The organism is Arthrobacter sp. Y3225116 (genome assembly GCF_059091245.1).
This window is the reverse complement of the sequence record NZ_JBNHGL010000500.1, coordinates 1-853: the sequence shown is the minus strand read 5'-3', so window position 1 is coordinate 853 and position 853 is coordinate 1. Positions and strand designations below refer to the sequence as shown.

At 71.6% G+C, this 853-nt stretch carries 1 protein-coding gene; it reads left to right on the top strand.

Annotation, left to right across the window (positions count from 1 at the left end; genetic code table 11):
• Positions 1-71: 71 nt before the first annotated feature.
• The coding region (rsmA, locus tag AC5RV2_RS18605; RefSeq protein ID WP_494093557.1) for a 16S rRNA (adenine(1518)-N(6)/adenine(1519)-N(6))-dimethyltransferase RsmA at positions 72-853 on the top strand (782 nt) is incomplete at its 3' end.

Below are 853 nucleotides of genomic sequence, written 5' to 3'. Positions count from 1 at the left end.
GCCCGGGCCCGAGGTGCGTTAACCGGGCGGCGCCGCCACGGCCGCGGCCGCCGGCCCGATACGATGGCACAGTGACAGAACCCCAATCCGCCTCCGGTACCGACGCACGGCACGACGCCGGGGGAGCCGCGCCCGCCCCCACCCGGCCCTTGCTCGGAGCGGCCGACATCCGCCGTCTCGCGGCCGAACTGGACGTGCGTCCCACCAAGACCCTCGGGCAAAACTTCGTGATCGACGGCAACACCATTCGCCGGATCGTGTCTGCCGCCCATGTTGTCCCCGGCGAGACAGTCCTGGAGGTCGGGCCCGGCCTGGGGTCGCTCACGCTCGGGCTGCTGGACGCGGCCGGGCACGTGGTCGCCGTCGAAATCGATCCCAAGCTCGCCGCCCGCTTGGAACGCACGGCGGCCGAATGGCGTCCCGATGCCGCCGGGCGCCTGGACGTGGTGCTGGCGGACGCGCTGCGGGTCAGGGAACTGCCCAAGGCCCCGGATGCGCTTGTCGCCAACCTGCCCTATAACGTGGCCGTGCCGGTGGTGCTGCACCTGCTGGAGCACTTCCCGTCGCTGCGGCACGGACTGGTCATGGTGCAGGACGAGGTGGCCGACCGGCTCGCGGCCAAGCCCGGCTCCAAGATTTACGGTGTGCCCAGCGTCAAGGCCGCGTGGTACGGCACCATGCGCAAGGCAGGGGTGATCGGCATGAACGTGTTCTGGCCCGCACCCAAGATCGCTTCCGGGCTGGTGGAGTTCACCCGCGGGCAGCCGCCGGTGACCCGCGCCCCGCGCCGGGAAGTGTTTGCCGTCATCGACGCGGCGTTCGCGCAACGCCGCAAGACGTTGCGCGCCGCGCT